The sequence below is a fragment of the Arthrobacter sp. R3-55 genome (assembly GCF_054161505.1).
In genome coordinates this window covers 1134019-1160844 of record NZ_CP096423.1, presented here as the reverse complement: position 1 = coordinate 1160844, position 26826 = coordinate 1134019, and the positions used below count along the sequence as shown (strand labels likewise).

At 62.4% G+C, this 26826-nt stretch carries 24 protein-coding genes; 6 read left to right on the top strand and 18 right to left on the bottom strand.

The features are described 5' to 3' along the window. Positions 1 to 11: 11 nt before the first annotated feature. Genes M1D51_RS05450 through M1D51_RS05440 form a run of 3 tightly spaced genes read right to left on the bottom strand, consistent with a single transcriptional unit; the run spans position 12 to position 3273 of the window. Entirely contained in the window at positions 12 to 884 is an 873-nt protein-coding gene (locus M1D51_RS05450; RefSeq protein WP_458108842.1) for a carbohydrate ABC transporter permease, read from the bottom strand. An 8-nt stretch (positions 885 to 892) separates the two neighbouring features. Beyond that, entirely contained in the window at positions 893 to 1858 is a 966-nt protein-coding gene (locus M1D51_RS05445; RefSeq protein WP_458108841.1) for a carbohydrate ABC transporter permease, read from the bottom strand. After that, entirely contained in the window at positions 1855 to 3273 is a 1419-nt protein-coding gene (locus M1D51_RS05440) for an extracellular solute-binding protein (protein ID WP_458108840.1), read from the bottom strand. The genes M1D51_RS05445 and M1D51_RS05440 overlap by 4 nt, the downstream gene beginning before the upstream one ends. 154 nt (positions 3274 to 3427) lie before the next feature. Between M1D51_RS05440 and M1D51_RS05435 the strand changes: the two genes are divergently transcribed. Then, positions 3428 to 4339 (top strand): phosphatase PAP2 family protein, encoded by a 912-nt coding sequence (locus M1D51_RS05435; RefSeq protein WP_458108839.1) that lies wholly within the window; start codon positions 3428 to 3430, stop codon positions 4337 to 4339. Between the two features lie 93 nt (positions 4340 to 4432). On the opposite strand, the gene M1D51_RS05430 is transcribed toward M1D51_RS05435, so the two are convergent. Next, entirely contained in the window at positions 4433 to 4705 is a 273-nt protein-coding gene (locus M1D51_RS05430) for a hypothetical protein (RefSeq protein ID WP_458108838.1), read from the bottom strand. A gap of 214 nt (positions 4706 to 4919) precedes the next feature. Here M1D51_RS05430 and M1D51_RS05425 point away from each other — a divergent pair, with 214 nt between their 5' ends. Both M1D51_RS05425 and M1D51_RS05420 read left to right on the top strand, forming a co-directional pair. Further along, positions 4920 to 6281, top strand: coding sequence for an acyltransferase family protein (locus M1D51_RS05425; protein WP_458108837.1), 1362 nt, complete (start codon positions 4920 to 4922; stop codon positions 6279 to 6281). A gap of 105 nt (positions 6282 to 6386) precedes the next feature. Further along, positions 6387 to 7931, top strand: coding sequence for a M28 family peptidase (locus tag M1D51_RS05420; RefSeq protein ID WP_458108836.1), 1545 nt, complete (start codon positions 6387 to 6389; stop codon positions 7929 to 7931). Between the two features lie 197 nt (positions 7932 to 8128). On the opposite strand, the gene M1D51_RS05415 is transcribed toward M1D51_RS05420, so the two are convergent. The 8 genes from M1D51_RS05415 to M1D51_RS05380 form a co-directional block, all read right to left on the bottom strand. Next, positions 8129 to 9346, bottom strand: a complete 1218-nt coding sequence (locus tag M1D51_RS05415) for an MFS transporter (RefSeq protein ID WP_458108835.1) — start codon at positions 9344 to 9346, stop codon at positions 8129 to 8131. Positions 9347 to 9494: 148 nt separating this feature from the next. Further along, positions 9495 to 11345: a cell wall anchor protein gene (locus tag M1D51_RS05410; RefSeq protein ID WP_458108834.1), complete on the bottom strand. Its 1851-nt coding sequence runs from the start codon at positions 11343 to 11345 to the stop codon at positions 9495 to 9497. A 98-nt stretch (positions 11346 to 11443) separates the two neighbouring features. Beyond that, positions 11444 to 12658 carry a hypothetical protein gene (locus M1D51_RS05405; RefSeq protein ID WP_458108833.1) on the bottom strand — a complete coding sequence of 405 codons (1215 nt, stop codon included), beginning with the start codon at positions 12656 to 12658 and terminating at the stop codon, positions 11444 to 11446. A gap of 113 nt (positions 12659 to 12771) precedes the next feature. Beyond that, a complete protein-coding gene (locus M1D51_RS05400; RefSeq protein ID WP_458108832.1) occupies positions 12772 to 13644 on the bottom strand; it encodes an MBL fold metallo-hydrolase in 873 nt (290 codons plus the stop codon). A gap of 116 nt (positions 13645 to 13760) precedes the next feature. Beyond that, entirely contained in the window at positions 13761 to 15968 is a 2208-nt protein-coding gene (locus tag M1D51_RS05395) for a S8 family serine peptidase (RefSeq protein WP_458108831.1), read from the bottom strand. 278 nt (positions 15969 to 16246) lie between these two features. After that, positions 16247 to 16459 carry a DUF4177 domain-containing protein gene (locus M1D51_RS05390; RefSeq protein WP_011775776.1) on the bottom strand — a complete coding sequence of 71 codons (213 nt, stop codon included), beginning with the start codon at positions 16457 to 16459 and terminating at the stop codon, positions 16247 to 16249. 108 nt (positions 16460 to 16567) lie between these two features. After that, on the bottom strand, positions 16568 to 16933 hold the full coding sequence (locus tag M1D51_RS05385) for a cupin domain-containing protein (protein ID WP_458109548.1): 366 nt from the start codon (positions 16931 to 16933) through the stop codon (positions 16568 to 16570). Between the two features lie 50 nt (positions 16934 to 16983). Beyond that, complete coding sequence (locus M1D51_RS05380; RefSeq protein ID WP_458108830.1) at positions 16984 to 17442, bottom strand: DUF2000 family protein; 459 nt, start codon at positions 17440 to 17442, stop codon at positions 16984 to 16986. Positions 17443 to 17490: 48 nt separating this feature from the next. Between M1D51_RS05380 and M1D51_RS05375 the strand changes: the two genes are divergently transcribed. Then, the gene (locus M1D51_RS05375) at positions 17491 to 18267 is read left to right on the top strand and encodes an AraC family transcriptional regulator (RefSeq protein ID WP_458108829.1); all 777 of its coding nucleotides are present in this window, start codon (positions 17491 to 17493) and stop codon (positions 18265 to 18267) included. Positions 18268 to 18294: 27 nt separating this feature from the next. On the opposite strand, the gene M1D51_RS05370 is transcribed toward M1D51_RS05375, so the two are convergent. Further along, positions 18295 to 18663, bottom strand: a complete 369-nt coding sequence (locus tag M1D51_RS05370) for a VOC family protein (protein WP_458108828.1) — start codon at positions 18661 to 18663, stop codon at positions 18295 to 18297. Between the two features lie 65 nt (positions 18664 to 18728). Between M1D51_RS05370 and M1D51_RS05365 the strand changes: the two genes are divergently transcribed. After that, entirely contained in the window at positions 18729 to 19220 is a 492-nt protein-coding gene (locus tag M1D51_RS05365) for a MarR family winged helix-turn-helix transcriptional regulator (protein ID WP_458108827.1), read from the top strand. Next, on the top strand, positions 19207 to 19725 hold the full coding sequence (locus M1D51_RS05360) for a hypothetical protein (RefSeq protein ID WP_458108826.1): 519 nt from the start codon (positions 19207 to 19209) through the stop codon (positions 19723 to 19725). The genes M1D51_RS05365 and M1D51_RS05360 overlap by 14 nt, the downstream gene beginning before the upstream one ends. 354 nt (positions 19726 to 20079) lie before the next feature. On the opposite strand, the gene manA is transcribed toward M1D51_RS05360, so the two are convergent. The 5 genes from manA to pdhA all read right to left on the bottom strand — a co-directional run bounded on the left by manA (position 20080) and on the right by pdhA (position 26803). Beyond that, complete coding sequence (gene manA, locus M1D51_RS05355; protein WP_458108825.1) at positions 20080 to 21330, bottom strand: mannose-6-phosphate isomerase, class I; 1251 nt, start codon at positions 21328 to 21330, stop codon at positions 20080 to 20082. A 170-nt stretch (positions 21331 to 21500) separates the two neighbouring features. Continuing rightward, entirely contained in the window at positions 21501 to 22919 is a 1419-nt protein-coding gene (locus M1D51_RS05350; RefSeq protein ID WP_458108824.1) for a phosphomannomutase/phosphoglucomutase, read from the bottom strand. A 109-nt stretch (positions 22920 to 23028) separates the two neighbouring features. Next, positions 23029 to 24522 (bottom strand): dihydrolipoamide acetyltransferase family protein, encoded by a 1494-nt coding sequence (locus M1D51_RS05345; protein ID WP_458108823.1) that lies wholly within the window; start codon positions 24520 to 24522, stop codon positions 23029 to 23031. 2 nt (positions 24523 to 24524) lie between these two features. Continuing rightward, on the bottom strand, positions 24525 to 25613 hold the full coding sequence (locus M1D51_RS05340; protein ID WP_458108822.1) for an alpha-ketoacid dehydrogenase subunit beta: 1089 nt from the start codon (positions 25611 to 25613) through the stop codon (positions 24525 to 24527). Continuing rightward, positions 25610 to 26803, bottom strand: a complete 1194-nt coding sequence (gene pdhA, locus M1D51_RS05335; protein ID WP_458108821.1) for a pyruvate dehydrogenase (acetyl-transferring) E1 component subunit alpha — start codon at positions 26801 to 26803, stop codon at positions 25610 to 25612. The genes M1D51_RS05340 and pdhA overlap by 4 nt, the downstream gene beginning before the upstream one ends. Positions 26804 to 26826 lie beyond the last annotated feature (23 nt).

The following is a 26826-nucleotide window of genomic DNA, read 5'->3' as shown; positions in this document are numbered from 1 at the left end:
TGAAAAAGAAATTACTTACCCGTACCGGCAGTGAGCCCGTCCTGCAGCGCGCGCTGGCCGAACATGAACACCACCAACGCGGGAATCATGGAGAGGACAACACCGGCCAGCACCACGGAGATGCTGCCCGTGCCGAGGTTGCCTTGGAGCGAGACCAAGCCCAGCGGCAGCGTGAAGTTTTGCTCCGAGATGGTCATGATCAGTGGCCGGAAGAATTCGTTCCAGTGGAAGTTGAACGCCAGGATGCCCACAATCGCCAGGCCAGGCATCGCCAGCGGCGCGTACACCGATCGGAACGTCCGCCACGGCGAGGCGCCGTCGATCGCGGCCGCTTCAGCGAGCTCACCCGGCAACCCCATGAAGTACTGGCGCATCAGGAAGGTGCCGAACGCCGTCGGGATGGCCGGAATGATCAGTGCCAGCAGCGTGTCGGAAAGGCCTACTCCGCGGATCAGCATGAACACAGGAACGATCGTGACCTGCGCGGGCACCATCATGGTGGCCAGCACGATCGAGAACAGCGCTCCGCGTCCGCGAAAGCGCAGGTGCGCGAAGGCGTAGCCGGCCAGCGCTGCGGTCAGCATCTGTCCTACGGCAATGAGGCCCGTAACCAGCGCGCTGTTCACCACCAGTGCCACGATGTTGAGTTGCTTGAACACTTGCTCGTAAGAGGTCAGGTCCGGGTTCAGCGGCAGGAAGGCGGGCGGCAGCTGGAAGGATTCCGACGGCGGCCGCAGCGAGGTGGACAGCGTCCACAACACCGGACCCAGGATAAAGACGGACGCGATCAGCAAGACGATGACGCGGACGGCCACTGACCAGTCGCGCTTTTTCCGCTTTACTACAGGCGCCGTGGTGGTGACACGTTCTTGAGTGGTAGTCATGGCGGGCCTTACTGGTAGAAGACGAATCGTTTGCTGAGCCGGAATTGGGCGGCGGTGATGGCCATGATGATCAGCGTCAGGATCACTCCGATCGCCGATGCCTGGCCGAACTCAAGACGCTGGAACGCCGATTCGAAGATCACCATCACCGCTGTGCGTGTTGAGTCCCCGGGCCCGCCGCGGGTGAGGACGTAGGGCTGGTCGAAGACTTGCAGCGCGTTGATGATCGCCATGACCGAGGCCACCAGGGTGGTGGGGCTCAGCAGCGGCAGTGTGACGAACCAGTGCTTGCGCCATCCTGTGGCACCGTCAATGGACGCGGCCTCGTAGGTCTCCACCGGAATGGAGGCCAGGCCGCCGATAAACAGCAGGAACGAGAATCCGAAGTTCTGCCACACATAGACAAGAATTACGACGGCGGCCGACCCTGTTGGCGTCGTCAGCCACGGAACCGCGGGGATGCCGACAATGGACAACAGCCAGTTCACAACACCGAACTGTTCGTTGAAGAGGTACCGCATGAAAATCGAGACTGACGCTGCGGAGAGGATCAACGGGAAGAAGAAGGCAGAGCGGAAGAACACCCTCAGCCAGGCCGGCATCTTCTCCTGCACCATGATGGCCAAACCAAGCGCCAGTCCAAGCTGGAGTGCCACGGCCACCACAACAAACACGATGGTGTTCAGGAACGAGACCCGGACGGTGGGGTCCTGGACTACCTCCGCAAAGTTGTCGAAGCCCACGAATGTTGGCGCCGAGATGATGTCCCAGCGGAAGAACGCGAGCGCAATGGACGCGACGATCGGCAGCAGGGTGAAGATGCCCATGCCCGCGAGGGTCGGTGCCAGGAAAGCCCAGGGCAGCCAGCGTTGCTGCATGCGGCCCCGTTTGGGTGCTTGTCCGTTCTTGTGGGCGGCGTGGCGGCGGCCCGGCTCGCTCCCCGTCCCCGTAGGTGTACTGGTTGCGGTGCTCATGGCTGCCTCCTCAGGGCCAGTTCAAGGTCGCGCTGCATGGAATTGAGTGCGTCCTTGAGCTGACGCTCGTCTCCACTGACAGCCAGGCTCACGTTTTTCATCAGGGCGGTTTCGACGGCGGCCTGCTGGGGTGGCGCTGGAATGGGACCTGTGGTGGGGAACTTGTCCAGGGTGTCGTAGAAGACCTTCCAGTTCCGCGGGCCGGTTCCGGCGTAGAGCTGCTCGTTGACCATGGACCGCCGGGCAGGGGTGGTATTGGGGGTGGGGAACACGATCTGCATGGCTTCAAGGCTGGAGCTGAATTTCACCCATTCCCAGGCGGCGTCCTTGTCCTTGGCGGTTTTCATGATTGCGTAGCCGGCCGTGCCGAACTGGTGCCGCTGGGTCCGGCCTTTGGGGAAGAACTGGACGTCGAACCCATCCTCGGTCATCCCCGCCTCGTGAAGGCCTTGCACCCAATAGCCGCCCGCCGGCGTCGTGCCTATCCTGTTGGAGGCGAAGAGGCCGATCAGTGCGCTGCCGCCGCCTTCCTCCGGACGGACACCCAGCCCGTCCTTGACGAGTCCACGGAGATAATCGAAGGACTCGAAGACGCGGGGGTCCTCTGCGTTGGGTTCCAGCCACTGGTAGCCGCCGGAGCGGAGGCCTCGTGAGGGGTCGTTGGCATAAAAGCCGTCCCATAGCCATTCGCCGCCCGGGGACTTGGTTTCCTTCAGGAAGCTGGTGTCGTTGGCGTAGAGCCACGGCACTACGCCGCCGAAGAGACGGTTGGTCCAGTAGTACGGCGTGAAGTCCTTGGGATTGGCCTTCTTCATGGCAGCGAGGGTGCTGCGGAAATCGGTGTGCGTCCAGTTATCGGCCGGGCGTTCAAGTCCCGCGGCACGGAGCGATGCGGTGTTGTAGTACATGTTGGCGGCGTTCCAGTCGATGGGGAGCTGGAACAGGCTGCCTTTGTACATGAACGCTTCCACCAGGCTGGGGTGGACGTCCTGGAAGTATTCCTTCATGTGGTCCGCGTCGCGGCGCAGGTACTCATCCAGCGGGTGGGCCAGCTTCTCGGCAAAAAGCTGAGCACCTTCCGTTGCCACGTAAACCACATCCGGTGGGGTCCCTGCTGCAACCATGGTGAGGATCTTGGTGAAGAAGTCCTTCCAGTCCACGGCTTGAATTGCCTGTACCTTGACCTTGATTTCGGGGTGGACCTTGGCGAAGGCGTCAATGACCTTCTGGCGGGCTGCGGCATCTGCGGCGGTGCCCATGATGGCGATGCTGAGGCTGTTATCTCCCCGGCCTGGAATATCGGCCCCGGTCAGGCGCGGCCACGACGCCGCGGTGACTCCAACAATTCCGGCGCCGAGGGCTGTAAGGGCACTCCTGCGTGTGAATTCCCGCAAAGCCCCGTTGGTTCCCGACATGTGGATTCCCTTTCCTAACACGTGTTAGGAAGCATATTCCTGGCACCTAACACGTGTCAAGCGTCACAAGGATGTTGCGCCCACCTCACTACGCCCTGAAACGCTGTCGCGCCTTCACACGGACCGTCCAGAGAACTGTGGCACCCTAGACAGAATGAGTTCCCAGCAATTCCGCACCAGCGGGAGGTCGAGCAAACGGCCGCTTCATAAGCCCACTGCAGGCGTCGGCACAGGATTTCTTTTCATCCTGGCCACCATCGCCAGCATGGTGGGCCTGGCCGCAACGTACTACTTCTTTGTGCGCACCACCATGGGTCAGTTCATCGACGAGTCAGCGCTGGTTGAAGCCACCGTGCTGGGCGGAACAGCCGGCAGGGCCTCTACGGAGTTCCTGGATATGCTGCCCATGATGTCACTAGCGATCGCCGCCATCATGGTGCTCTTCGTGACCATTGCACGCCGCCGCTGGAAAGCCGCCGGCATCGCCGTGGCCGCATGCATCGCCGCCAACGCAGCCACTCAAATCCTCAAGTTTCTCATTCCGGACCGGCCCGACCGCGGCGTCCAAACCTTGGAACTGAACTCCCTCCCCTCCGGACACACCACCCTCGCCGCCTCCGCCGCGGCTGCCGTGTTCCTTATGGTTTCGCCACGCTGGCGCCCTCTGGCCGGATTCCTCGGCAGCACCTTCGCCGTGGCCACCGGCGTCTCCACGCTGATCAATCAGTGGCACCGCCCGGCCGACGTCGTGGCTGCTTTCCTGGTGGTCGGCGCCGTCATGCTCCCCGCCGGGTGGCTCATCCTCCGCACCGGCAGCAGCTGGAACGTCTGGAAGGGATACGGCGAGCACTGGGCCGCATCCCGCCTGTGGGTGATGCTGACAGTTGTTGCCCTGGTGGTGGCAGGCATTGTTGCGGCCTACTCGCTCCTCCAAGTCATGCCCGGACTGAGCACCGACAGCACCATCGACTACTTCTGGGCCGGGACGGCGTTCATCGTGATCGCCGGCTACCTGTCCGCCCTTGGTGGCACATGGCTCTTCGGACTGGCAGCGCGGAAGGGCTAGGGCGCTTCACGCTCGACGACGGCACACCCTTACGCGCCGCACGAACCGGCCCGCGGGAGCAATCGGCTCTAAAGGGTGCCCAGCCCCGGAAGCCTAGTCGGCCGGACCGACCGAGTCGAAGAACTTGGGATCCTTCGCGGCAGCAGCTCCGCGCACCCGGGCCTGCTCCTGAATGAAGTGTTGATCTTCATCCGTGAGGTGGGTGCCGCCGTGCGCGTCGACGCCCGCATTTTCCCCCGTTTCGCCATTGATGATCGCGGTAACGGTCCGCGGCACGATCATGGTTCCCGGATTGTCGATGAGCCACTGCTGGGTGTCCGGCGAGAGTTGGTCCCAGAATTCTTTGATGTGCACAACAATCAGCACTGCCCTTCATTGGTGGGTGGATTCATGGAATGCGCCATAGCGCCGGTAGAACACCTGAGTGACCGGGGATGTGGGCCACTTCAAGGCTACGCCCCGCTTGGTGGATCCGGACCTGCTCGTCGCAATCTTTTCGGGGATGACGTCGACTGAGTCTCCGGCATGCGTTACAGTTAGTCCAATCGTTGGATAAACAGTGGCTAAGCCAGGAGTTCCCATGTCATTCACCCTCAGGTCCGACTCACCCAAGTCCAGCCGGAAACGAAGCAATCCAGTTGTCCCCGTATCTGGTTCACGCGATCTGGTGGTGGATCTCATTCGCGTTGCCTGCATGTTTGCCGTGGTGGCCGTCCACCTTCTCATGATGGGTATCAGTGTGGACTCCGCAGGCATCGGGGTGGGCAATCCCTTGACCTCCTTGTCTTGGTTTGCGCAGGGTACGTGGTTCGGACAGGTCATGCCGCTCTTTTTCGTGGTGGGCGGCTTCGCATCGCTGACTTCCTGGCGCAGCTTGCAGCGCAAGGGCGGTGACGCCGGCGATTATCTCCGGAACAGGGTACTCAGGCTGGTACGCCCCACGGTCGCCCTTTATGCGTTCCTCACCGTTGCGCTGTGGAGCGCGACGGCGGCTGGCGTCCCGGGCGACCTCCTCACAGTTATCGCTGCGGGTGCCGGAGTTCAGCTGTGGTTCCTCGCTGCTTATCTGATCTGCCAGGCGATGGTGCCCACTATGGCGAAGTTCCACGGCCTGGCACCGTACTGGACCATCGCGGCGCTGGCCGCGGGCGCCGTCGTCGTCGATGGTCTTCGCTTGGGCTTGGAGCGCAACCCGTGGGGTTTGGACTCAAATCCGATCGGCCTGCTCAACATGGTGTTCGTGTGGGGGCTTCTGCAGCAGTTGGGCTTCTTTTATGCGGACGGTTTCTTTGACCGCTTCGCTTCGTGGAAACTCGTTCTGGCCGCTGCCGGCTGCTACGCCGCAATGGTTCCGCTCACGCACGCCGGTCCCTACCCCGTGGATATGCTGACCAGCCAGAACCCGCCCATGTTTCCGCTGGTCTTGGTGGGCCTGGCGCACGTCCTGCTGGTGAAGGCCGCGTACCCGGTGCTGCAGCGATGTGTGCAAGTGGGCTGGGTACAGAAGGTGATGTTCGTAGTGGGCAGCCGCGCAATGACCATCTACCTGTGGCATCTGCCGTTGATCATCGCCCTGTTCGGCATCGCTTTGGTTCTGCGGCTTCCGTTTCCCCAGCCTGCCAGCACAGAGTGGTGGCTAAGCAGGCCCTTGTTCTACATCGCGGCGTGGGCGCTGGTCCTGCTGGTTTCCATGCCGCTGCTCCGGCTGGAACTGGCCAGTACCGCGCTGGCAGCAGGTGAGCGCCGGCCCGCCATGTGGCGTATCGCGGCTGGCACCGTGCTGGCCATCATCCCGCCGTTCGTGGTGATGAGGCAGGCCCTTGACGTCACCAACGCCACCTGGGGTTTGGTCCTCTTGGTGATTGCCGTGGCGCTTGTTACCGGCAAGGTCCCCCAGCGGTCTTGGAGGACGCCCCAGCCCGTGGGGCGGGCCGAAGCCTGACCTGCCCAAAAAAGCAAGCCTTCACCAGCGGGCTCCTGCGGGGTAGATTCTGCGCTACCGTACCCGGCCACCCAATTGCCGGGTCACCACAGGGAGATGCAGGACATGCATACAAAGCACAAACCACGCATTGAAAAACGAACCTCTGCCCTAGCAGCAGGAGTGGCGACCATCGCGATTCTTGCCGTAGCAATAACTCCACCCGCCCTGGCTGATAAGGGGACGGACAGCCAGGCCCTCCGCGACGCCGTCACTGCGGACGCAATCGTAGGCCACCTTGAGGAACTCCAAGCGATCGCCGATGCCAATGGCGGCACCCGGTCGGCAGGGACTACGGGACATGTAGCCTCCGCGGAATACATCGAGCAACAGCTGCGGGCAGCAGGCTATGTGCCCCAGCGCCAGTACTTCGAATATCTCAAGTTCAACCTTGCCAGTGAAGCTTTTGAACGTGTCACGCCAACCCCGCGGACATACACCGAGGATGACTTCGCTGCCATGTCCTACTCAGGTTTCGGCGACGTGACGGCAACGGTGACCGCGGTGGATATCAACCTCACAGGTGATCGTGCATCCACCAGCGGATGTGAGGCTGCCGACTTCACCGGCTTCGTGGCAGGAAGTATCGCCCTCATCCAGCGCGGAACCTGCCCCTTCAACACCAAGGCTGTAAACGCCCAAGCTGCCGGGGCTGCAGGCGTCATCATCTTCAACCAAGGCGACGCCGATGACAGGCTGGCACGCTTGGACGGAACGCTGGGCGCTCCGACGGCTGACAACCCGGAAGTGACCATCCCCACGGTAGGCGCCAGCTTTGCAGTCGGTGAGGATCTGGCCGGACTCACAGGTGCTACGGTACGGATCGCAGTTGAGGGCGATACCCAGCCGATCGAGACCTTCAACGTCCTGGCAGATACGTCCGGGCGTGCAGACCGCACTGTAGTGGTAGGTGCCCATCTGGATTCCGTCGCTGAGGGTCCGGGCATCAACGACAACGGCTCCGGATCCGGCGCCATCCTTGAGACGGCCTTGCAGTTTGCGGCGCTTGGAATTTCCCCCGAGAACCGCGTGCGGTTTGCCTGGTGGAGCGGCGAGGAAGATGGCCTGATTGGCTCTGACTACTACGTGGCCCAGCTGAGCAAGAGTGAGCTGAAGAACCACGCACTCAACCTCAACTTCGACATGGTGGCCTCACCCAACCCGGTCCGGTTCGTCTACGACGGTGATGGCAAACCACTCGGAACCGCGGGGCCCAACGGTTCGGCGTTGATTGAGAAGGTGTTCCTGGACTACTTCGCTTCCCAGGGTCTGGCCACGGAGCCCACAGAGTTCGACGGTCGCTCGGATTACTTCGGGTTCATCGAAAACGGCATCCCGGCCGGTGGCCTCTTCACGGGCGCTGAAGAGATCAAGACGGCAGAGCAGGCGGCAATCTACGGCGGCACGGCCGGCGTTGCCTACGACCCCTGCTACCACCAGGCCTGCGATGACATCACCAACATCGACACAGCGGTCCTGGAACAGATGGCCGACGCCATTGCCCATTCCACGCTGGTCTTCGCGGAAACCCAGTCCGCGGTGAACGGTACGGCCAAGGGCACAGGCAGCAGCCTGAAGCTCGAATTCAAGGGCAACAAGGCACTCCGCTAGTAGTTCTGTTTGAACGCGACAACGGCCGCAGGGCAATCCCTCACGGGGTTGTCCTGCGGCCGTTGGTGTTGATGCGTTGGGGGTGAAGGGCGGCCAAGACCCACTTTCAGCGCCACAGTCCTAGAACTCAACCACATGCGGTTTCAGACGGCCGTTATCTTGGGCAAAGGGGGTCAGGAACCAACGCAAAAGACATGTCAATAATTGCGCCGGTGCTTCAACCTGGGAATTGCGACGGCGAACACCACTGCCGCTGCGAAGCCCAGTACCCCTGTTGCCCAGATTCCAGCGGACAGGGAAACGGCGGCCGTCAACCCGGAGAGCAGCACCGGTCCCCCGGTTGCACCAGAGTCGGCTATGAAGCGCCATATACCCAGGAAATGGCTCCTTCCGTTGTCGGGCGAGAAGTCGGCGCCCAGCGTCATAATGAGACCTGAACTGATGCCGTTGCCGAACCCGATCAACAGCGCAACCAGCAGCAACGGCACAAAGCCTGCAGTGAACGGAATCAGAATCAAGGCCGATCCCATAATCACCGTGGACGGGATGGCCACCCATTGCCGGCCTTTCCGGTCCATGAGCTTTCCTGCGGGGTAGAACACGAGCATGTCGATCGCTCCGGACAGCCCGAACAGCAGTGAAGCATGCGTGGCATCGAGTCCCAAATGGTCCGCCCACAACGGGATGACCACCTGACGCGAGGCCCGCAAGGCACTGAGGAGCAGGATCCCGAACCCGACAGACAGGAACACGCCAGCGTGGGATGCCGCGACGCTCCGCAGAGTGGACGCCGGCGGGCGAGGGCGGCCGTCGGAGGTTCCTGGTGCCACCAAATCCGGAATGGTGAGGGACAAAGCCGCAGCCGCCATCATGCCCGCGAAGCCCACCCAGTACGCGCCGCTGATCCCGGCGAACTGCATGACACCGGCGCCAACAAACGGACCGATGAAGATGCCGATCCTGGTCACCCCGCCCAATGTGGACAGTGCCCGGGCGCGGTAGAGGACAGGGACTGCTTCAGTGAGAAACTTCTGCCTGGCAAGGTTGAAGACGCTGGCTGACATGCCCACAAGGGTCATGGAGGCCGCCAGCAGCCACAGTCCGTGTTCTATCTGCTGAGCGAATGCTGCGGCACCCAACGCCAGGGCGCCCAAGGCTCCGGCGCCTACGATCGACCACCGCTCACCGAACTTCTCTGTGATGACCGAGGCCGGAATGTTGAAGATCCACGACCCCAGCCCGATCAGGGTCACAATCAATGCCGAGACTGCTACGGAGGCACCCAGGTCTCGCGCCGAGAGTGCGATAACCGGCAGGACCGCTCCCTCACCGATGCAGAACAGCAGTGCGGGCCCGAAAGCCGGCAAGGCAACGCTGCGAAGGCTGAAGTTCTGGTTCGTCTGGGTCCTGGTCATCCCTTTCATCCTAGGACTGCCGTATCTGCAGCCCACCCCGGCATTACCTTCCGCAATGGACACCCAGGCGCCAGTGCGGCCCGCAATTGTTGCGGCTCCGGGCACCGGAGCCGCAACAACGACATGCGAAGCGGGATCGCCACGTCAATTAGCGGGGGTTAGCTGCTGCCTTCCGACGTCCGGCTGCGGCCAGGAGGAGGCCCATCAGGACCATCCCACCTGCCCAGAGAACGAAGGTGCCGTTCAGACCGGTAGTCGCCAGTGCGTTGGAGCTTCCGACGGCGGTGGGGGCTGCCGCGGTCACCGCACCTTGCGAGGAACCAGCGGTGACTACTGCCGCGGTTTGGGTGCTTGTACCCACTGTGTTGATGCCCGTGGTGCCGCTGGTGTTATTGCCGCCGCCAGCAGGCGGGTTCACGGACGGCGGGGTGACAACCGGCGGGTTCACGGACGGCGGGTTCACGGACGGCGGGGTGACAACCGGCGGGGTAACAACAGGAGGAGTAACTACAGGCGGGTTCACAACCGGAGGAGTAACAACAGGCGGGTTCACAACCGGAGGAGTAACAACAGGCGGGTTCACAACCGGCGGAGTAACAACAGGCGGGTTCACAACCGGCGGAGTAACAACCGGAGGGTTCACCGTGCCAGCTGAGCCGCCTCCCACACCTACGGAGGTGGACCCGATGCTGACCGGAGCAGTAATCGGAGCAACCACCTGCGTACCCGAGAGAATTCCGCCATCGCCGGAGGTTGCGCTTCCGCCCGCAGTGCCAGCAGGAGCAGTAGTACCACTGGTACCGGTGCTCGTAGCCGAAGAATCACCCAACACACCAGCAGACGTGGAACCCACGTTCACCGGAGCAGTAATCGGAGCAACCACCTGCGTACCCGAGAGGATGCCGCCGTCGCCGGAGGTTGCGCTTCCGCCCGCAGTGCCAGCAGGAGCAGTAGTGCCACTGGTACCGGTGCTCGTAGCCGAAGAATCACCCAACACACCAGCAGACGTGGAACCCACGTTCACCGGAGCAGTAATCGGAGCAACCACCTGCGTACCGGATCCGATGCCATCCGAACCACTCGTCGAGGCACCCGAAGTGCTGCCAGCAGGAGCAGTAGTGCCACTGGTACCGGTGCTCGTGGCCGAAGAATCACCCAACACACCAGCAGACGTGGAACCCAGGTTCACCGGAGCAGTAATCGGAGCAACAACCTGCGTACCGGAACCAATGCCGTCAGAACCACTCGTCGAGGCACCCGAAGTGCTGCCAGCAGGAGCTGCAGGGGCAGAAGCACCGGACGTAGCTGCAGAATCCCCAGCTACACCCACAGCAGTGGCTCCGATGTTAACAGGGACCGATATCGGAGCCACTACCTGAGCGCCGGATGCGATTGACTCTCCCCCCGACGTTGTTGCCTGCGCCGGTGCTTGTGCCGGCGCAGGAGCTGATGCTGCTGGAACGGTGGTGGCGGATGAATCCCCCAAAACACCGGCCGACGTCGACCCCACCGTGATGGGAACCGTCACCGGCGCCACCACTTGGGTTCCCGAAGCAATGCCGCCGGAACCGCTGGTCCCGGTGGTCGACGTCGAACCTGTTGCCGCTGCTGGTGCGGCAGGTGCGGCTGGGCCCGCCGCAGTGGAGCCCCCCAGCAGACCCACTGACGACGAGCCCAGGTTTATGGGCACCGAAACCGGGGCAACCACTTGAGTCCCGGAGCCGATGCTGTTGGAGCCATTGGTAGTAGCTGCAGGTGCCCTGCTCGAACCTCCCGCAGATCCCGGCGCGGAAGCCGTAGCTGCTGAATCCCCCAAAAGTCCCAGAGAGGTGGCGCCCGTAGTGATCGGCGCTGTAACGGGCGCTACTACCTGCGTGCCGGAAAGGAGTCCGTCCTTGCCGGAGGTAGTGTCTGCGGCGTTGGCCGCGGTTGCGCTGAGGGCAATCATGCCCCCGGCAAAGCATGTGCCGATGAGGCACTTGCGTAGGGTCGTGTTCATGATGATCTTCTCCTGAAGGTCTAGTTCCCAAAGGCGTCCGTTGACGGATCGCCCGAATTGCCGTCGGCTGCGTGCTGTTGCGCAGCGAGGCTCGGGAACTAGTCAGGAGAGGAACCGGGATCGAATGAGACCGGCTTTGGATGGTGTTCGTCGCTGACCTTTACCAGGTCAGCGAGGAAATCTGCTGGGATGATCAATGCGCCATGCAGGAAGGCTGCCGCAGGGCTCGGCGGACCGTTCTGCGAATTGCCGGAGCCAGCACCTGCGAGGGTGGCCGGCACTGTTCCCGGGCCGGTCGGCGAGCCGGCAGGAGCTGCGGGGACTTGGGCCGAACGGACTTCGGCGGCCTCTTCTGCTCCTGCAGAACTCAGTGCACGGGACGGCGACATAGCCGGCGCCACACTGGTGGCAGAGGCCAAAGCAGTAGTTCGAGTTGCTGGTTCGGTTCCTACCGCTGCACGTACCTCGGCATCACTTTCCTCCGCGGCCGTTCCTTGCGGTGAAACAGCGACGACGTCATCCGGCGATGTGCCAACTCCCGGTGTCGCGTCTACCGACGGTGCTGCAGGGGGCAATGAGCCGGCGCCTCCCTGCAGGGGCGGAAGGACCGATGCTATCGGTGGAGTCACGGAACCGACAGGCGGCAAACCCCTGTCAACTACGTCGTCAATCACATCAACAACTGGCTGAACTATGGGGTTGGTGACGTCGGTAACGGGTTCCAGTGCAACGGGTTTCAAGGCCTCGTTGACCGGAGGAACGACTACAGCGACTGTCTGATCCACGGTTTCAGTCACCGGGGCAACGGCGTTCACAACGGTTCCCACGGTTTCCCCCGGGACCACCTGGTTGACGACTGGCAGGGATCCGGCAATCCCGTCTACCGCTCCCCCAACGCGCTCCACGATCGGCGTCACTGCCGGAACCGGAACGGAAACCGGCTGTGCAGGCACTATGGATTTGACGGGTGCGGGCAGAGGCACGGTTGGGACTGGAATGCTGATGGCGGGAGCCGTTGCCTGTGGGACAGCCGCCTTTGCAACGGACCCGACGGCGTCAGCAACTTCGGTGGTGCCAGCACCTGCCGCCTTGGTTGCTTTGGTGATGGTACTGCTCGCCGTTTCGGTTGTTGAAGCGACAGCGGACGAGGTGGTTGACGTTATTCCGCCAAGAAGTGAGTGGTCATCCGCGGCGCCGGAGTCAGCGCTGGCGGCTGTTGCGGAGAGGGTCATCCAGAGTGCCGTTCCGGCTCCAGCGATCATGACTGAGCGGAGAATGTTGGTAGCACGCGGGAAGACGCGTGTTCCCTTCATCTCGACACCCCCAGGTAGTCGCGAACCGAATGGTCGACTTCATCCTAGGACGGGAGTTACCGAATAGTCCATGGCTGGGAGTAAACAAGATGACAAATTTGTAAGGAGCCTTGCTACGAAGGGTAAGAACCCGTTTTTCCTGGCCCAAAGTCAGGGGTCCCCAACGATTGCCTGCCCTGGGCGCTGGTTTCCTGAAGCCTCTTGATGAACCAGCGGGACTGTTCAGGCCCATAGGGCAGGACCGGGATTGCCTTGGTTGCATCTGAGGGCATGTCCCGAATGGACTGCGTGGCTTGGCGGACAGCTGTGCTCATGGTGTCTGCCATGGTCTTCACAAACTCGTCACTTGCGGGCTTGCCGTGACCGGGGACCAGGAACTCGTAGCGGTGACGGAGGGCGGAGATGTGCCGCAGGGCGTCAGCCCACTCTTCCGGGTACGAGTCCTCGAACGACGGATGAGCACCCTGCTCCACCAAGTCGCCCACGTAAAGGGTGGTGCTTGTACCCACCAGGAGGTCGCCATCGGTGTGGGCCCGGCCCAGGTAGAAGAGCGTGGCCGTGATCCCGCCAAGGTCCACCAATACAGGCTGATCGTGAACCAAGGCGTTGGGAACAACGATGTCGACGGCGTCGCCCTCCCCCGCTGCCATCTCGGGTTCGTTGGTGGCCACGAAGCGCCGCTGGTTGTCGGCGTCTTTTTCGATAGCCGCCGCACAGTTGGCGTGCGCCCAGAACTCCGTAACGCCGTCGTCCGCGAAAACGGCGTTACCGAAGAAGTGGTCGTAGTGGGCGTGGGTGTTCACCACCACCAGCGGAAGCTGCGTCTTTTCGCGGACCGCTGCGAGAATCTCCCGGCCCTGGCGGGGGCCGCAACCGGTGTCGATGACCATAGCGAGTTCAGAGCCCACCACGAGCCCGGTGTTCAGTAAGGAACCCTCGGTTTCCAGGACGTAGTTGTTGGAACCGAGTTCTAGCCAAGCTGACAATTGATTCTCCGTTTACAGTGCAATCCGGCGATGTTCAGGCCTCTACTCTACCCACGGAAAGCTGGGAGGGAGCGGAACCCGCACCATCGCGGCGCACTGATTTACGGCGAGTTGCCTTAGAGAATGGCCGTCATGATGTTCCAGCCGGAGCCAACTTGGGTGGCATAAATCCAGCCGCCCGAGCCGTTGCCGCCGTAAAGAACCAGGTCACCGTTGCTGGCCCGGCCCATGAGGTCCACTGTGCCGTCCCCATTGAAGTCACCCGGAGATTCGATGGCGGTCATGATATTCCACCCCTGGCCGATCTGACCCGCTGCGAACCAACCGCCGGAGCCATTACCCGGGTAGAGCAGGAGCGCCCCGGCGCCGTTGCGGGCCACGACATCGGCTTTGCCGTCGCCGTTAAAGTCACCAACGCCCTCAATGGCTGTCATGACATTCCAACCTTGACCGATCTGACGGGCCGGAAGCCACCCACCGGAGCCATTACCCGGGTACAGCCACAGGACGCCGGCGGAGTCGCGGGCTATCACATCGGCCTTGTAGTCCCCGTTGAAATCACCGGGAGCTTCGATTGCCGTCATCACGTTCCAGCCAGAGCCGATTTGGCGGGCGGCGAGCCAACCACCGGAACCGTTGCCCGGGTAGAGCCACAACCGGCCGCTGGAGTCGCGGGCCAGGACATCGGCATTGCCGTCGCCATCGAAATCACCAGGGGCCTCGATGGCAGTCATGCCGTTCCAACCCGAGCCGATCTGGCGGGCAGCCAGCCACCCGCGGTAGCCGTCGCCCGCGTAGAGCCACAACCGGCCGCTGGAGTCGCGGGCCAGGACGTCACTACGGGAGTCGCCGTCGAAATCGGTGATCTTCCTCCTGTTGACCGGGGCCGTGCCGCCGTAGGTGCTGAGCGCCTTATTGGCATCAACAAGGCCGGCCCCACAACCAGCCGGGCACCCTGCGGGAAGAGGCCGTGAAGTAGCTTTCAATTGCTGCTCCACTTTGCTTGGGGTCAGGCTGCTGCCTTCGGCTGAGATCAGCAACGCCGCCAGCCCGGCTACCTGGGGCGCGGCCATGGAGGTTCCCTGCATCCAGGCGTAAGCCGATCCGGCACTGGTGGTTTTTCCGAAGTTGAAGGTAGACAGGATTCCGTTCGTGGCGGCCTGGCTCATGTCGCCGCCAGGGGCCGTGACGTCTACTGCGCTGCCATAATTCGAGTACTGTGCACGGGCACCGGAAGCGTTGCTGGCGGCCACGGTGATGACGTTTTCACAGTTGGCCGGGCTTGCGTCGGCAGCGGGACGGTTGGAGTTTCCTGCCGAAACCACCACCGCGGCACCCGCATTGTGAGCGAAATTGATGGCGTTTTGGTAGGTGGCCGAGCAGGCCTTGATACCGCCGAGGCTGAGGTTGATCACGCGGGCCGGGTTGGGGTTCACCGGCGCACCGGTGACTACGCCGCCAGCGGCCCAAATGATGGAGTCAGCGATGTCGGAGGTGTAGCCGCCGCAGTAGCTCAACGCCCGAACGGGCAGAATCTTCGCGTTGGGCGCTACCCCTGTGATGCCTTGGCCGTTGTTGGCGACCGCGGCGATGATCCCTGCTACGTGGGTACCGTGCCATGACGAGTTCTGGGCGGGGCTTCCAACCTCGCATACACCAGCCGGCTCCCAGTCGCCTTGGTCGGTGGGATCGGAATCGCGGCCGTCACCGTCCCGGCCATCCTCGGCGTAGGAAATCATGTCATAACCGGGCACGACATTGGCGTCCAGATCCTCATGCCTGGTGATCCCGCTGTCCACAACGGCAACGACTACGCTCTCACCCTTGACGTAATCCCAGGCTCCCGCGGCATTGATGCTGGCCGGACCCTTCAGGTTCCACTGCTCCGGGAAGCCGGGGTCAGTGGCATCCGCGGTGGCATGCATGATGTCATCCGGCTCTGCGTAGGCAATCGCTGGATCGGTGCGCAGCGTCTTGACGAAAAGGGCGGATTCGGCGGCTGAAAGCGGCTTGTCCAATTTGATGACATGCCCGCCGGTGGCATTTTGGCGGGCGGTCTCTGCGACAGCACCAAGCGCGGTGGCAGCTTTGCCGGCAACGTCGCGGGCTGCTTTGTCCGCGGACTGAGCGGTGGCATCCTTCATTCCCACAATGAACTGATCCGTGGGAGATTCGGGGGCGGGTGTCAGCACCTGCGGCCCTCCGGGAACAATGTCCACGGTGTCTGCTGCGGCCGGCTGAACGGCCAGGCCACCGCTGATCAAAAGAGTAGTGAGCGCCAGACCTGCAGCTCTCAGGGACCGGATTCGGGAGTTATTTACCATCAGGGGCATCCTTGGGACGTCGCGATCAACCCTGAGCGGCTGATTGCGGGCAACTGGAGACCACCAGTTGACCCCCAAGGAATTGTAAGCTGACTCCCGGCTTTAAATGGTACGAATCGCGGTTTGTGACTGTTGCGGGCCAAGCGAGGCCCACAAGGCCGAAGCGTCAGACCCGGCCCTTGACGATGGCGGCGATCAGTTCTTTGCTGCAGCCCACGGCAGCAGCAAAGGCACTGTAGGACCAGCGATCCGGGTCTTCCTGGCGGGCACGGAAGGCACTACCCAATGCGTTCAAACACCATGGTCGCCTGAATGCGGTCGCCCCCACCGATGACGCCCTTGCTTCCGCTGCTGGCAGTGGTGATGGTGTGGAGCCGGTAGCCCTTGGCGGCTTGATCGTTGATGGCCTTTTCAAGGGAGGGAAGGTTACCCGAACCGGCGCCCCACATTTTCTCTTTCAGAATCACCTGGAGAACGACGTATTGCTGCACTTGCACCACTTCCTTCTGTTACTGGCATGCCGCGCTTTGTTGGCCGCTCCCGTGTATCTGGATGGTTGCGTGCAAGGCTACTCGACGTCGGGAAGGAACCTTAGGCTTTCATCCCAGCTCGCGCAGCCCAGCCGTCATCTGACCACCAGCATCTCCGGTGTTGACGGTGCCTTTGGGCTCGAACAGCAATGCTTGGACTTCGTTTTCAGCCTTGGGGCAGTGCTCAATTCCTTTTGGGACCACATAGACATCGTTCGGCCCGAGCAGCACGTCTCCGTCACGCAACTGGATAGTGAGGTTGCCGCTGATGACCATGAACAGCTCGTCAGTATCAGGATGGGTGTGCCAAACAAACTCGCCCTGAATCTTGACCACTTTTACGTCGTAGTCGTTGATACTGGTCAGCCGGTGCGGCTGCCAGTGCTCGGAGATCGAATCAAGGGCGTCATTGATGTTAGCTACCGGTTTAGTCATGGTGGTCATCTCTTTCTTCCAGGGTCTTAATCGCGGGGCGCTTTCATGTTTCACGGATGCATTTGTGCGCCCTTGACGATCCGATCTACAACGTTTCGGGGACCACGGAGGGCAATTCCCACCAGATCGAGGTCCTTGGCAGCGACCGCGGCCACTGCCGCGCGGTTCGCTTCATCGTGACCAGTAGAAAAAAGGTCACGTGTATACAGGGCGACAGGAATTTCACGGGAAAGGGCCCGGTCCCGAGCTGATGCCAGGAGTTCCCCTCCGGCCGTGAGAACCAAGACTGGTTGGCGCAGCATCGGAAGGTAACTGTTGCCGTCCAAGTCTTGGTATGGCTCCCCTGTGAGGCCGGGGGCGCTGGTGGCAATGGCGCTCATGAGGAAGGCCGTTACGTTGAGCTCCTGCCACGGCAAAAGATCGTCGCGAAGGACCACCACTACTTTCGTGTCGAAACGAACGGTTGCTGGGGAAGGTGAATCAATGACTGCTGTTGAGTTTTCGTGCATGAACCCAGCATGGCGCCGGCAGGAAAGCTCGTCTTGTACATTTCTTGCATGGGCAACTCAGTGCACGCATGGCATCCGGCTGTGCCATATGTGCGCGAGGTGCTCCATGCAACGTTCGAGGATCACAGCTACCCGTCGCATACTCACGAAGACTGGACGGTGCTTCTGATCGACAAAGGTGCCGTGACATATGATCTTGGCCGCACCGAGCATCAGGCCGTTCCCGCCTCAATTACCCTGCTGCCACCGCATGTCCCGCACGACGGACGCTCCGCCGTCGGGGGTGAATCATTCCGCAAGCGTGTCCTGTACCTCAGCGAGGACTGGCTGCCCGCGAAAGCTGCAGATGCTGCAGTGACGCAGCCGCTGCTGATGGATCAGCAGACGGTGGCGACCGTGATGGGTATCCATGCCGCGTTGGCTTCACCCGGGGATGCCATGGGAGCCGAAAGCGGCGTTCTCACTCTCCGGGAAGCCGTCCGCTCCCACCTCGGGGCACCCTCGGCCCCGACGCGGGATGCTCCCCTTGCCCGCCGGCTGCGAGAAATGTTGGATGACCGCCTCTCGGAGTCCTTCACCATCGCCGAAGCCGCCCAACTGCTCGGCGCGCATCCGAGCCACCTGGTGCGCGCTTTCTCCAAGGCCTACGGCATCGCCCCTTACAGGTACGTGACGGGGCGCCGTGTTGATCGCGCCCGACGACTGCTGCTGGAGGGCCGGCCGGCATCTGAGGCAGCGGTCGAGGCGGGTTTCCATGATCAGTCCCACCTCACCAGGCACTTCAGACGCGTCCTGGGAACGACGCCGGGAGCCTTCGCCGGATGACCGTCACCCCGGCGGGACTGGTGCGGTCTAGGCGCGATCGTGAAGAGTCACGTGGTAGCCGTCAGGATCGGCGAAGGTGAAAGTGCGGCCAAATGGACCGTCGACAGGAGCGGTGACGATCCTGTGCCCATCGCCGCGCAGAGCATCGTGAATGGCTTGAACGTCAGTGGCGTGGAGCCACACCGCGGCACCAATGCCCGGCTGTTCAACTGTCGATAGATCAGTGCCGGGAACGACCATACGGAGCGCGAAAGGGATCGGCCTTGTGTCGAACACGACGGCGTGAGGCGGCCCTGCTTGCGACCGCACCAGGCCGAGGTACTGCTCGTAGAACGCTTGTGAAGCGTCGAGGTCGCGCGCCTGGAGGGAGATGAAATCGGGACCGGTGACGGGCATGGTGTTGCTCCTTTGCTTTTCATTGTCAGTTATCTGACACGAACAAGCTATGTCAGAATACTGACATGAGTCAACGTGGAATCGACCTCACCACCTCGCTGGGATACCTGCTGAAAGAAGCGTCGAGCGCTCTGCGCGCTTCCATGGAAGCAGCGCTGAGGCCGCTTGGAATGACCATCACCCATTACTCCTGCCTGGAACTCCTTGCACAGCGCCCGGGCCTGTCGAACTCCGAGCTTGCCCGGGGCGCGTTCGTCACCCGACAGTCCATGAATGTGCTGCTCCAAGCCTTGGAACGCGACGGATACGTGACCCGCCCGGAGGAGGCCCGCGTAGGTAAAATCCTTCCCGCTCAGCTCACCCCGCTGGGCCGAAGCAGTCTTGAGAAGGCAAGCGCTGCGGTCCGTAGCGTGGAGGTCAAGATGCTCGGGGGCATGACGCAGGACGAACAAGCCACTGCGTTCAGGGCGCTGCAAAGCATGGTCCGCTCATTGCGGGAGGACCAGGGAGTCAGCCAGGGTGACAGCAGCGAGGATAGACGTCATGCGGATAAGTAGAACTGCCAGGTTGAGCGTCGTCGCTGCCACATTGGCCGGGCTGCTGAGCGGCTGCACCATCGAAACGACTCCCCCGGCCGCCACTTCCCCAGCTGCCACTCTTGCGGCGCGCCCGATGGCAGCGGCCCAAGCAGCAGTAGCCCAAGTCCCAGGGGCGGAGTTGGAGGCGGCCCGCGCATGGGACGGAACCACCGCCTACGTCCTCGCGACGCTGTCCGCGACGGAGGTTTTTTCCGGAGACCCGGCAACACTCATCGATTACTCCTTGGCGCAGCTCGCTTCGCAGGACGAGGTGGATCGCGGACGCCTGGTGCGCTTCAGCTTCGAAGCGCCGGGGCAAACGGTCGAAACCACCAAGGCACTTCTTGCGTCCCTGGGCATCGACTCGGAGCAGTACGCGGGCGGGTCCTCTTTGGAACTGGCCAATCAGGACCTGGACGACCGATACGGCACGTGGCCCGCAGCGGTTCCCAACCTCCCGCCGTCGTTCAATAACAATTCCTAAGTCCCCGCATGGATTTTCAAAGCTGCAACGCCGCCGGCACGCATCACCGCAAGAGGGGATGGATGGTCCTCAAGTTAGAGAGCCAGGCTATTGCGGATGTTCAACTCGCGGTAAGTACCGGCAAAGAGCCGAATCGCCGGAGGCTTCAGCCAGGATGAGTAGCTCGGTGAAGGTCTTCAGCTCTCCGACTGTCCAGCCCTTTTGTCGGGCAAAAAAACGCGGAGCGGCGCAGGTCGAGCGCCTCGGCGACGCGGCTCTCGCCGTCATTCGTGAGCGAAACCTTGACGGCTCGGCGGCTAACCGGATCCGGTGCGCTTTTGCCGAGGCCCAAAGTCCTGTAACGCTAACCTACGGCTAACTGCCCAATGCCGTCGTCACAGCAAACGCCACGCTGCTTTCTGCCGTTCCCTGAAGCGGACTGACTAGCACGGGCCTTTCGGCGCTGGCTATGAACGCAGCGGCGCCACGCTCTAAACGAAGGTCATCGGCAGCGGAACCAAGAACCACCGCGCCGGAAACAACCACGACGACGGCTGGACCGTTTTGCGCCAAGGCCACGGGTTCATCTGTTGAGCTAAGTTCGATGCGTTGGAGCTGAAATTCCTCGAACGGGGGTCGGTACAGCTCCTGTCCGCGTTCCTTCCCATCAGCGATCACGCTTGGTACGCCGAGAGATTCGAAACGCACCGTCCTCAGCAACTCGGGGACGTCCACATGCTTCGGAGTGAGGCCCCCACGCAGCACATTGTCCGAGGAAGCCATGACCTCGACGCCCAAGCCGTGGAGATAGGCATGGATATTACCGGCCGGAAGATACACAGCTTCACCCGGTTGAAGGGACAGATGGTTAAGTAGCAACGAGATGAGCACCCCTGGATCTCCGGGGAACGCATCATTGATCTCTATCAGCGCCGTGAGTGCTTCCTTGTGTGGTTCACGCAGTGTGCCTCCTCGCAGCACGGCCACGATCTTAAGCACGGCGTCCGATGACTTCTTACCGCCCTCGATCAAGCGTGTGAACGCAGCTTTGAGGGCCAAAGATTCGTCGGTGTTGCTCAGGTCCGCGATAACACCGGTCACGATGGGCGGAACACCTTGGGCTGTAGGATCCAAAATGGTGGCAAGGTGCTGGAAAATGCTCTTGGCGATTGCCGCAGGTCTGAAGCCACACAGTGCTCGGAAAGGGGTAAGTGCGAAGATCATCTCGGGCTTATGGTTATCGTCACGGTAGTTTCGTACCGGGGAATCGGCTGCTAAACCTGCCGCGTTTTCCCGTGCATACCCTTCGCGTGCCTGCTCCAGGCTGGGGTGTACTTGCAGGGAGAGGGGCTGGTCGGCGGCCAGGATCTTTGTAAGGAACGGCAACCGGGGACCAAATGCGGCGAGGCTTTCGGCGCCCAGGAAGTGCACCGGGTTGGATTCAATCAGCTCGTCCAAGGGCTGTTTGGCACCGCTGGGATGGAAAGCCGTAGACGGCGAATCCGGATGAGCACCGATCCATAGTTCTGCTTCCGGGCCGTTTGGAGCGGGACGACCGAGCAAGTCGGCTATAGCTGTCCTTGAACCCCACGCATAGGGCCGCGATACGTTTTCAATCAGGTACAAGTTTGACCTTCCTTATCCGGGGGCTAAAGCGCAAAGAACAGGCGAGTACGCATCCTCGCATCAGGAGTCATGACCTCGGGTCAGCGAGCAAATCGGGCAAAAGGAGGGGTGCGACTCCACAGCACTGCACCCCTGACCCTTTGGCAAAAGCATGAAGCTGATTTCTACAGCTATGCCCGGACGAGTGCGAGGACGCGGTCTCGGATCTTTTCCATGGTGGGCTGATCCTTGGCCTCTGCGTTCAGGCGAAGGAAGGGCTCGGTGTTGGATGGACGCAGGTTGAACCACCAGCTGCCGTCCTTGGCCGTGAAGGTGCTGCCGTCCATGTGGTCGATCTCGATGTCTTCGGTTTCGAAGTCGATGCGAACACGTTCCACGGCGCCAGCTTTGTCCTCGATCTCGGAATTGATTTCACCGGAAGAGACGTAGGGCTCGTACTGGCGGCCAAGTTCGGAGAGCGGTCCGTCCTGCTCGCCCAGGGCGGCCAGGACGTGCATGGCAGCGAGCATGCCGGTGTCCGCATTCCAGAAATCCCGGAAGTAGAAGTGTGCCGAGTGCTCCCCGCCAAACACTGCGCCTTCCTCGGCCATGACGGCTTTGATGAAGGAGTGCCCCACCCGGGTCCGTACCGCACGGCCGCCGTCCTTGGCGACGAGCTCGGGTACGGCCTTGGACGTGAGGAGGTTGTGGATGATCACAGGGGTTTCTTCCCCTGCAGCCTGGGCACGGGCGATTTCGCGGCGGGCCACCATGCCGGTGATCGCGGAGGGAGATACGGGCTCGCCCTTCTCATCAATCACGAAACAGCGGTCAGCGTCGCCGTCGAACGCCAGGCCGATGTCCGCGCCGTGCTTGACGACGGCGGCCTGCAGATCTCGCAGGTTTTCCGGTTCCAAGGGGTTGGCCGGGTGATTGGGGAACGAGCCGTCCAGTTCAAAGTAGAGCGGGACGATCTCGAACGGCAAGGCTGGAAGCAGTTTGTCGCCAAGTACTGCCGGCGTGGTCAACCCGGCCATGCCGTTGCCGGCATCCACTACCATCTTCAGCGGACGGGAACCGGAAAGGTCCACCAGCTCGCGCAGGTATTCCGAGTAGTCCTTCAACACATCACGCACGCCGATCTCGCCGCGGGTGGCCGCTGCAGGGATGGTGCCCGAATTCAGGTACTGCTCGGCCAGGGCCTGGATTTCCTTCAAGCCGGACTCGGAGGAGATGGGCTGGGCGCCGGCCTTGGCCATTTTGATGCCGTTGTATTCGGCAGGATTGTGGCTGGCGGTGAACGTTGCACCGGCGGCGTTCAACGCACCGCACGCGTAGTACAGCTCATCGGTGGAAATCAGGTCCAGCAAAAGGACATCAGCTCCACGCGTGGCAGCACCGTTGGCGAAAGCCTGGCTGAACTCAGGCGAGGACGGACGCATGTCCCCGCCGACCAGGACGGTTTCGCCTTCGAGGCCCAGGACGTCAATGAAGGCAGCCCCTACGGCCTCGACGATTTCAGCCGTAATGGATTCACCCACGATCCCACGGACGTCGTATGCCTTGAAGGATGCCGAGAGGTCGAATGTCTTGTTCTGCTCGCTAGTCACGCGCTCAATCCTACTGTGGCACGCGTGATCACCAGATGACCCACCTCCATGGGAATAGTGACATTAACCACACCCGCGAGGGGTGACGCATATGCGCGCCCCCCTCGGTTTACATGTCCGCGAGCGCTCCACCCGGGTTCTCGATTGCGTCAGCCACGTACCGCAGGAAGCCTGCAGCAGTTTCGCCGTCGCACACGCGGTGGTCGAAAGCCAAGGTCAGTTCTGTGACCTTGCGGACGGCCAACTCACCGTTGACCACCCAGGGCTTGTCGATGATGCGGCCCACACCCAGCATCGCAACCTCGGGGTAGTTGATGATCGCAGCCGAGCCGTCCACGCCGAACACGCCGTAGTTGTTCAGCGTGAAAGTGCCCGAGCCCAGTTCTGTTGGAGTCGCCTTTCCCTCACGTGCGACGGCCGTGAGTCGGCGGATCTCGGCGTCCAGCTCGCGGGCACTCAGCTCATGGGCGTTCCGGACGGAAGGGACCACGAGTCCGCGATCAGTCTGGGCGGCGAAGCCGAGGTTGATCCCTTCGAATCCGACGATCTCTTGCGATCCATCGGCAGCCGTTTCAAAGCGGGTGTTCAGGGCGGGGTACTTTTTTAACCCGGCCGTGACAAAACGGGCGATGAAGGCCAGCAGGCCCGGAGTGTCGTGCGGTGCGCGCTTCTTGAGCTCGGCCCGCATCTCCAGCAGAGCGGTTGCGTCCACGTCCACCCAAACCGTGGCCTCGGGAATCTCGGAGCGGCTGCGGGTCATGTTCGCAGCCACGGCCTTACGGACGCCACGAACAGGCGTTCGCGCAGAGACAGACAAACCGGTACGGCCGTCGACGGCACCCGAATCAGCGGAAGCAACAACGGGAGCAGGCTCGGAGACATGGGAGGGAGCAGCGTCTGCAGCCGCCTCCGGTGCCGAAATCGCTGCCTCCACATCGCGCCGCATGATCAGACCGCTGGCGCCCGAACCCTCAATTGCGTCCAAAGAAACACCATGATCCCGAGCCATCTTCCGCACCAGCGGTGAGATGACGGCACTGAGCTTGCCGGGGATGCGCGTCCCGGCCACAGCCGGCTCCATCACCGGCTCAGTAATAGCAGCAGGCTCAGCAACAGAGACGGCAGAATCGACGACGCCGACACTCGCCTTCCGCGGGCGGGTCCGCCCACCTGTCGCTCCCCCGGGCGTTCCGTAACCGATCAGCACATTGCCCGAGCCAGCCTTTTCCTCGGTCCGGTACGTCTCGGCAGCAGCTTCCACAGCCGGCGAAACGTCGAGGCCGGAAGACACCGGCGAAGGGTCCACAGAACCAGCCGGAGCCGGAGCGGCGGCAGCGGGCGACCCCGCGGAAGAACCAGCGCGAGCGATCGAGATCAGCGGTTTGCCGACGTCGAGCGTTTGACCGGCCTCACCATGCAGCTCGGCAACCGTGCCGGCGTAGGGCGAGGGAACCTCAACCATGGACTTGGCGGTCTCAACCTCGGCGATGGGCTGGTCCACCACGATCTCGTCACCCACGGCAACGAGCCAGTTCACCAGTTCGGCCTCGGTGAGTCCTTCGCCGAGGTCGGGCAGTTTGAAGACCTGCATATCTGAGCTCATGGTTAGTCCTCCCATTGAAGGTCATCGACGGCGTCGAGGATGCGGTCGACGCTCGGCAGGTAGTAGTGCTCCAGCTTGGGAGACGGGAACGGGACATCGAAGCCGGTCACCCGAAGGATCGGGGCTGCGAGGTAGTGGAACGCTCGTTCCTGGACGCGGGCCACAATTTCGGAGGACACGGACGCGAATCCATGGGCTTCAGCGATCACGACGGCGCGTCCCGTCTTGCGCACGGACGCGCAGACGGTCTCGTCGTCGAAGGGGACGAGGGTGCGAACGTCAATGACTTCGAGCGAGCGGCCCTCTTCGGCAGCGGCAGCTGCAGCGGCGAGCGCTGTGGGGACGGACGGGCCGTAGGCGATGAGCGTCGCGTCCGTGCCGGGACGGGCAACAGCTGCGCGACCCTCGGTGGAGGTCCCGGCGTCGTGCTCTGCACGCAGTGCACCCAAGTCCACCTGGTCCTTGGACCAGTAGAGCTTCTTAGGTTCCATGAACATCACGGGGTCATCGGAGTCGATGGCTTCGCGGAGCATCCGGTAGCCGTCGGCCACGGTGGCCGGGGTATAGACCTTCAGGCCGGCGGTGTGCGCGTAGTAGGACTCGGAGGAGTCGCAGTGGTGCTCCACTCCCCCAATGCCGCCCGCGTAGGGAACACGGATGACCATGGGCATTTTGAGTTTGCCCTTGGTGCGGTTGTGCATTTTGGCGACGTGGCTAACGATCTGTTCGAAAGCCGGGTAGGCGAAGGCATCGAACTGCATTTCGATCACGGGGCGCATGCCGTTGATGGCCATGCCCACGGCCATGCCCACGATTCCGGATTCTGCCAGCGGGGTGTCGAAGCAGCGTTCTTCACCGAATTCGGCCATGAGGCCATCGGTGATGCGGAAGACGCCGCCGAGCATTCCCACGTCTTCACCGAAGACCAGGACGGAGGAATCGGCGCGCATGGCATCGGCCATGGCAGTGTTCAGGGCTTTGGCCATGGTGAGGCTCTGCGGGCCGGTGGCTTCTGCAGTGGCCGCGGCGGACGCGGCGGCGCTGGCGGTGGCTGCGCTGACGTTTCCGTTAACGGTGGTGGTGACGGTCATTTTGCGCTCTCCTCTCGTGCGAGTTCGCTGGCGAGCAGTTCGGACTGTTCTTTCAGCTGCGGGGTTTGCTTGGCGAAGACGTACTTGAAGAGGTCCAGGGGCTGGACCGGGACATCCTCGCCCAGGCCCTCGCGGAGCTGGCTGGCGACGTCTTCTGCGTGCGCAGCAATCCTGTTGCCTGCCTCTTCGTCCAGCAGCCCCTTGTCCGTAAGGTACGACTTCATGCGCGCCAGCGGATCCTTGGCCTGCCATTCGGCAACTTCGCTGTCCGGACGGTAGCGGGTGGCGTCGTCGGCGTTGGTGTGGGCCTGCATGCGGTAGGTGTGGGCTTCGATCAGGAGCGGTCCTGATCCTCCGCGGGCCAGCTTCACCGCTCGGTCCATCACGGCGAGCAGTGCGACGAGGTCGTTGCCGTCAACGCGCTCACCGGCCATGCCGTAGCCAACAGCCTTGTGGGCCAGCGACGGCGCCACGGACTGGTGGCTGAGCGGTACGGAGATGGCGTACTTGTTGTTCTGCACAAAGAAGATGACGGGCAGGTGGAAAACTGCAGCGAAGTTCAGGGCCTCGTGGAAGTCGCCTTCGCTGGTGGCGCCGTCGCCACACATGGCCATCACCACCGTGTTTTCACCGCGTAGCTTGGCGGCATGGGCCACACCGACCGCGTGAAGCAGCTGCGTGGTCAGGGGGGTGCACTGGATGCCGACGTTGTGCTCTGTGGGGTCGTACCCGCCGTGCCAGTCGCCGCGGAAGATAGTCATCACCTCAACGGGGTCCACCCCGCGGGTCATGACGGCGACGGCGTCGCGGTACGTGGGGAACAGCCAGTCACCTTCGCTGAGGCACATGGCAGCTGCAACCTGGCAGGCTTCCTGGCCGTGGCTTGAGGGGTAGACGGCCATGCGGCCCTGCCGGACCAGTGCCGAGTTCTGGTCGTTGACGCGACGTCCGACGACGAGTTGCTCGTAGGCGGCCATCAATTCAGCATCGCTGGGCGTGGGGTACTCGTGGCCGGGCTCGGTGCCTTGCTCGTCATGGGAGCGGAGGGTGCCGTCCGGGTTCACCATTTGGATCTGGTGCCGGGCGGGGAGCATGTAGTCCTCAACGCTGATGCCGAATTTTGTCCGAACGTCAGCAGCGTGGTCCTCTACAGCCGTTTCCGGCGCAGAGTGGTCTGCATGGATCGTCATTGGTCCGTCCTTCTCTAGCCACT